Source organism: Pseudomonas sp. A-1, assembly GCF_004801855.1.
Classification (GTDB): Bacteria; Pseudomonadota; Gammaproteobacteria; order Pseudomonadales; family Pseudomonadaceae; genus Geopseudomonas.
This window is the reverse complement of record NZ_SSTC01000152.1, coordinates 1-5206: the sequence shown is the minus strand read 5'-3', so window position 1 is coordinate 5206 and position 5206 is coordinate 1. Positions and strand designations below refer to the sequence as shown.

Annotated in this window: 5 protein-coding genes; all 5 read right to left on the bottom strand. The window is 69.9% G+C overall.

Features of this window, described 5'->3' with window-relative positions; genetic code table 11:
• Nucleotides 1–45 precede the first annotated feature (45 nt).
• Nucleotides 46–1338, bottom strand: coding sequence for a phosphoribosylamine--glycine ligase (purD, locus tag E5198_RS20250; RefSeq protein ID WP_136491719.1), 1293 nt, complete (start codon nucleotides 1336–1338; stop codon nucleotides 46–48).
• A 137-nt stretch (nucleotides 1339–1475) separates the two neighbouring features.
• Nucleotides 1476–3083 (bottom strand): bifunctional phosphoribosylaminoimidazolecarboxamide formyltransferase/IMP cyclohydrolase, encoded by a 1608-nt coding sequence (gene purH, locus E5198_RS20245; protein WP_136491718.1) that lies wholly within the window; start codon nucleotides 3081–3083, stop codon nucleotides 1476–1478.
• Between the two features lie 73 nt (nucleotides 3084–3156).
• Entirely contained in the window at nucleotides 3157–3477 is a 321-nt protein-coding gene (fis, locus tag E5198_RS20240; protein WP_136491717.1) for a DNA-binding transcriptional regulator Fis, read from the bottom strand.
• On the bottom strand, nucleotides 3474–4472 hold the full coding sequence (gene dusB / locus E5198_RS20235; protein WP_136491716.1) for a tRNA dihydrouridine synthase DusB: 999 nt from the start codon (nucleotides 4470–4472) through the stop codon (nucleotides 3474–3476). Before dusB ends, fis begins: the two co-directional genes overlap by 4 nt.
• Before the next feature lie 116 nt (nucleotides 4473–4588).
• Nucleotides 4589–5206: DUF3426 domain-containing protein (locus tag E5198_RS20230; RefSeq protein ID WP_136491715.1), on the bottom strand; the 618-nt coding region annotated here is incomplete at its 5' end.

The window sequence follows — 5206 nt, the reverse complement described above, 5'->3', positions numbered from 1 at the left end:
CGGGTCCGGCCGCCGCGCCGGGCGGCGGCCGGAGGGGGCGCGGCATCAGCCCTCGCCGCGCTCGCGGGCGATGGCGCGGTAGCCGATGTCGTGGCGGTAGAACATGCCGTTCCAGCGGATCTGCTCGGCCAGGCGGTAGGCCTGCTGCTGGGCGTCGGACACGCTGGCACCGATGGCGGTGGCGCACAGCACGCGGCCGCCGGCGGTGACCACCTGGCCCTGGGCGTTCAGCGCGGTGCCGGCGTGGAACACCTTGCCGTCGATCTTCGCCGCCGCGTCGAGGCCCTCGATCACGTCGCCCTTGGTGTAGTCGCCCGGGTAGCCGCCGGCGGCCAGCACCACGCCCACGGTCGGCCGCGGGTCCCAGGTCGCCTCGACCTTGTCCAGCGCCTTGGCCAGCGCGGCCTCGACCAGCAGCACCAGCGAGGACTCCAGGCGGACCATGATCGGCTGGGTTTCCGGGTCGCCGAAGCGGCAGTTGAACTCGATGACCTTGGGCGCGCCGCTCTTGTCGATCATCAGGCCGGCGTACAGGAAGCCGGTGTAGACGTTGCCCTCGGCCGCCATGCCGCGCACGGTCGGGTAGATGATCTCGTCCATCACCCGCTGGTGCACCTCGGCGGTGACCACCGGAGCCGGCGAGTAGGCGCCCATGCCGCCGGTGTTCGGGCCGCTGTCGCCGTCGCCGACGCGCTTGTGGTCCTGGCTGGTGGCCATCGGCAGCACGTGCTCGCCGTCGACCATGACGATGAAGCTGGCTTCCTCGCCGTCGAGGAATTCCTCGATCACCACGCGCGCGCCGGCGTCGCCGAAGGCGTTGCCGGAGAGCATGTCGCGCACCGCTTCCTCGGCTTCTTCCAGGGTCATGGCGACGATCACGCCCTTGCCGGCGGCCAGGCCGTCGGCCTTGACCACGATCGGCGCACCCTGCTCGCGCAGGTAGGCCAGCGCCGGCTCGACTTCGGTGAAGTTCTGGTAGGCGGCGGTGGGGATGTTCTGGCGCGCCAGGAAGTCCTTGGTGAAGGCCTTGGAGCCTTCCAGCTGGGCGGCGGCGGCGGTCGGGCCGAAGATGTCCAGGCCGCGGGCGCGGAACAGGTCGACCACGCCCTTCACCAGCGGCGCCTCGGGGCCGACGATGGTCAGCTGCACGTTGGCGGCGGCGAAGTCGGCCAACTGCTCGATGGCCAGCACGTCGATGGCGACGTTCTCGCACTTGGCCTCGGTGGCGGTGCCGGCGTTGCCGGGGGCGACGAAGACCTTCTCGACGCGCGGATCCTGCGCGACTTTCCAGGCCAGGGCGTGTTCGCGGCCGCCGCTGCCGATGATCAGTACGTTCATGTTTCAAGCCTCATGTTGATCGTTCCCACGCTCTGCGTGGGAACGGTGCTGTGGACGCTCGGCGTCCGCGGCATGGGACGCCGAGCGTCCCGGGCTGCATCCCCACGCGAAGCGTGGGGACGATCGGCGATCGGTTCTCAGTGACGGAAGTGGCGCATGCCGGTGAACACCATGGCCATGCCGGCCTCGTCGGCGGCGGCGATCACCTCGGCGTCGCGCATCGAGCCGCCCGGCTGGATCACCGCGGTGATGCCGGCCTTGGCGGCGTTGTCGATGCCGTCGCGGAACGGGAAGAAGGCGTCGCTCGCCATCACCGCGCCTTCGACCGCAAGGCCGGCGTGCTCGGCCTTGATCGCGGCGATGCGCGCGGAGTTGACGCGGCTCATCTGGCCGGCACCGACGCCGACGGTCTGGCGGTTCTTGGCGTAGACGATGGCGTTGGACTTGACGAACTTGGCCACCTTCCAGGCGAAGATCAGGTCGTGCAGCTCCTGCTCGCTCGGCGCGCGCTGGGTGACGACCTTGAGGTCGGCCTCGGTGATCATGCCGATGTCGCGGCTCTGCACCAGCAGGCCGCCGTTGACGCGCTTGTAGTCCAGGCCATTGATGCGCTCGGCCGGCCACTGGCCGCACTCGAGCAGGCGCACGTTGGCCTTGGCGGCCACCACTTCGCGGGCCTCGGCGGACACGCTCGGGGCGATGATCACCTCGACGAACTGGCGCTCGACGATGGCGCGGGCGGTCTCGCCGTCCAGCTCGCGGTTGAAGGCGATGATGCCGCCGAAGGCCGATTCGGTATCGGTGGCCCAGGCCAGGTCGTAGGCCTTGCGGATGCCGCCGTCGGCTTCCGGGACCACGGCGACGCCGCACGGGTTGGCGTGCTTGACGATCACGCAGGCCGGCTTGGTGAAGCTCTTCACGCACTCCAGCGCGGCGTCGGTGTCGGCCACGTTGTTGAACGACAGCTCCTTGCCCTGCAGCTGGCGGGCGGTGGCGACGCTGGCCTCGGCCGGGTTGGCCTCGACGTAGAAGGCCGCGCTCTGGTGCGGGTTCTCGCCGTAGCGCATGTCCTGGGCCTTGACGAACTGGCTGTTGAAGGTGCGCGGGAACGCGGCGCGGCCTTCGGTGGACAGGGTCTCGGCGGCCTGGTCGATGGTGCCCAGGTAGTTGGCGATCATGCCGTCGTAGGCAGCGGTGTGCTCGAAGGCCTTCAGCGCCAGGTCGAAGCGCTGGGCGTAGGTCAGGCCGCCGGCCTTGAGGCCCTCGACGATGCCGGCGTAGTCGCCGGCGTTGACCACGATGGCGACGTCCTTGTGGTTCTTGGCCGCCGAACGGACCATGGTCGGGCCGCCGATGTCGATGTTCTCGATGGCGTCGGGCAGGGTGCAGCCGGCCTTGGCCACGGTGGCGGCGAACGGGTAGAGGTTGACCGCGACCAGGTCGATCGGCTGGATGCCGTGCTCGGCCATCACCGCGCCGTCGAGATCGCGACGGCCGAGGATGCCGCCGTGGATCTTCGGATGCAGGGTCTTCACCCGGCCGTCCATCATTTCCGGGAAGCCGGTGTAGTCGGCCACTTCCACGGCGGCGATGCCGTTGTCACGCAGCAGCTTGAAGGTGCCGCCGGTGGAGAGGATCTCGACGCCGAGGGCGGCGAGTTCGCGGGCGAAGTCGACGACGCCGGTCTTGTCGGACACGCTGATCAGCGCGCGGCGGACGGGAAGGCGGGTGGTCTGGTCGGTCATCTCGGATTCCATCAGGACAGGATTGGACTGAAGGGCGCGCGGCCGGACCGCGCGTCCCTCGGGCGAAATCGGGTTACAGCAGGTCGTACTGCTTGAGCTTCTTGCGCAGGGTGCCGCGGTTCAGGCCGAGCAGCTCGGAGGCCTTGGTCTGGTTGCCCTTGACGTAGCGCATCACGGTTTCCAGCAACGGCGCCTCCACTTCCGACAGCACCAGATTGTAGACGTCGGTCACCGGCTGGCCGTCGAGGTGGGCGAAGTAGTTGTGCAGCGCCTGCTCCACGCTGTCGCGCAGGGTCTGCCGCTCCACGCTGGGGGCGATCAGGTGCTGTTTCAGGTTGGCGTTGTCGCTCACGGCAGTCGTTCCACTCACAAAATGCTCGTTCAGGTTGGTCATGCGGCCGTCCCGCTGCAGGTGTCGTGCTGCCCGGCGAAGAAGCGGCGCACGTGCTCGTGCTGCGCGGCGGGGCAGTCCAGACGGTTGAATTCGCTACGGAAGGCGGCGGCGCCGGGCAGGGTCGCCAGGTACCAGCCGACGTGCTTGCGGGCGATGCGCGCGCCCTGCTCGGCTCCGTAGAAGGCATGCAGTTCGGCCAGGTGGCCGAGGAGGATGCGCTCGACTTCGGCGAGCGCGGGGGCGGGCAGCAGCTCGCCGGTGCGCAGGAAATGCTCGATCTCGCGGAAGATCCACGGCCGGCCCTGGGCGGCGCGGCCGATCATCACCGCGTCGGCGCCGGTGGCCTCGAGCACGGCGCGGGCCTTCTCGGGCGAGTCGATGTCGCCGTTGGCGAACAGCGGCAGGTCGACCGCCTCGCGGATCGCGGCGATGGTGGCGTACTCGGCCTCGCCGGTGTAGAGGTCGGCGCGGGTGCGGCCGTGCACCGAGAGGGCGGCGATGCCGGCCTGCTCGGCGATGCGCGCGATGGCCACCCCGTTGCGGTTGTCGCGGTCCCAGCCGGTGCGGATCTTCAGGGTCACCGGCACGTCGACGGCGGCGACCACCGCGTCGAGGATCTGCCCGACCAGCTGCTCGTCCTTCATCAGCGCCGAGCCGGCGGCCTTGTTGCACACCTTCTTGGCCGGGCAGCCCATGTTGATGTCGATGATCTGCGCGCCTAGCTCGACGTTGCGGCGCGCCGCCTCGGCGAGCATCTGCGGGTCGCCGCCGGCGATCTGCACCGAGCGCGGCTCGGGATCGCCGTCGTGGAGCATGCGCAGGCGCGACTTGCGGCTGTGCCACAGGCGCACGTCGCTGGTGAGCATTTCGGCCACCACCAGGCCGGCGCCGAGGCGGCGGCAGAGCTGGCGGAACGGGCGATCGGTGACGCCGGCCATGGGGGCCAGGATCACGCGATTGGGGAGGGTGTAGGGGCCGATGCGAACCACCGACATGGGGTATCCCTGCCGCAGGGGCAAATCAGCTGCTGGAAAAGGGTGGCGATGATACCCGCTCCCGCCGGATGGATAAAGGCTGTTCTGAGTATTTTTTGAACAGCCGGCGGCGCGGCTTAGTCCGGCGAGTGGAAGGCTAGCCGGTAGTTCACCGCCCGGGTGCCCGGGTCGATGATCTCCAGGGCGATGTGGATCGGCGTCTGCGGCGGCATGTCGCTCTGCCCGGCCAGCTCGCCGGCCAGGTACTCGCCGGGCTTGAAGCTGCGGCTGGCCAGCGGCTGGCCGTTGATGTCCTCGAAGCGCAGTTCGAGCAGCGGGAAGGGCTGGGCGAAGTCGGCGCGGTTGTAGAGGATGGCGTCGACGGTCAGCGCGCCGGGGTGGCTCGGATGGTTGCGCACGGTGAGGTTGCTGCTCTTCACCAGGCTTACGTCGACCCGCGGCGGCAGCTGGCAGCCGAGCAGCGGGCACAGCCGCTCGAACCAGGGGCGCAGCTGCTCCTGGCGGGCCAGCTGCTCGAAGTTGTAGTAGACGTACTGGCCGGCCAGACCGCCGAGGGCCAGCAGGATCAGCAGCGACCACAGCAGGCGGCGCGCCCAGCTGGGCCGGGGCGGCTGCCAGTCGAGCTGCAGCGGCTCGTCGCTGAGGCTGAGCAGGCCCTCGTCGCGCAGGCGCGGTTCGCTGCGGCGGGGACCGTCGGTGGCGGCCGCTGCGGCGGTGCCGGCGGCGGCCAGGCT

Coding starts and splice junctions, on each gene's coding strand:
- purD (WP_136491719.1), bottom strand. CDS start 1,338: ATGAACGTACTGATCATCGGCAGCGGCGGCCGCGAACACGCCCTGGCC.
- purH (WP_136491718.1), bottom strand. CDS start 3,083: ATGACCGACCAGACCACCCGCCTTCCCGTCCGCCGCGCGCTGATCAGC.
- fis (WP_136491717.1), bottom strand. CDS start 3,477: ATGACCAACCTGAACGAGCATTTTGTGAGTGGAACGACTGCCGTGAGC.
- dusB (WP_136491716.1), bottom strand. CDS start 4,472: ATGTCGGTGGTTCGCATCGGCCCCTACACCCTCCCCAATCGCGTGATC.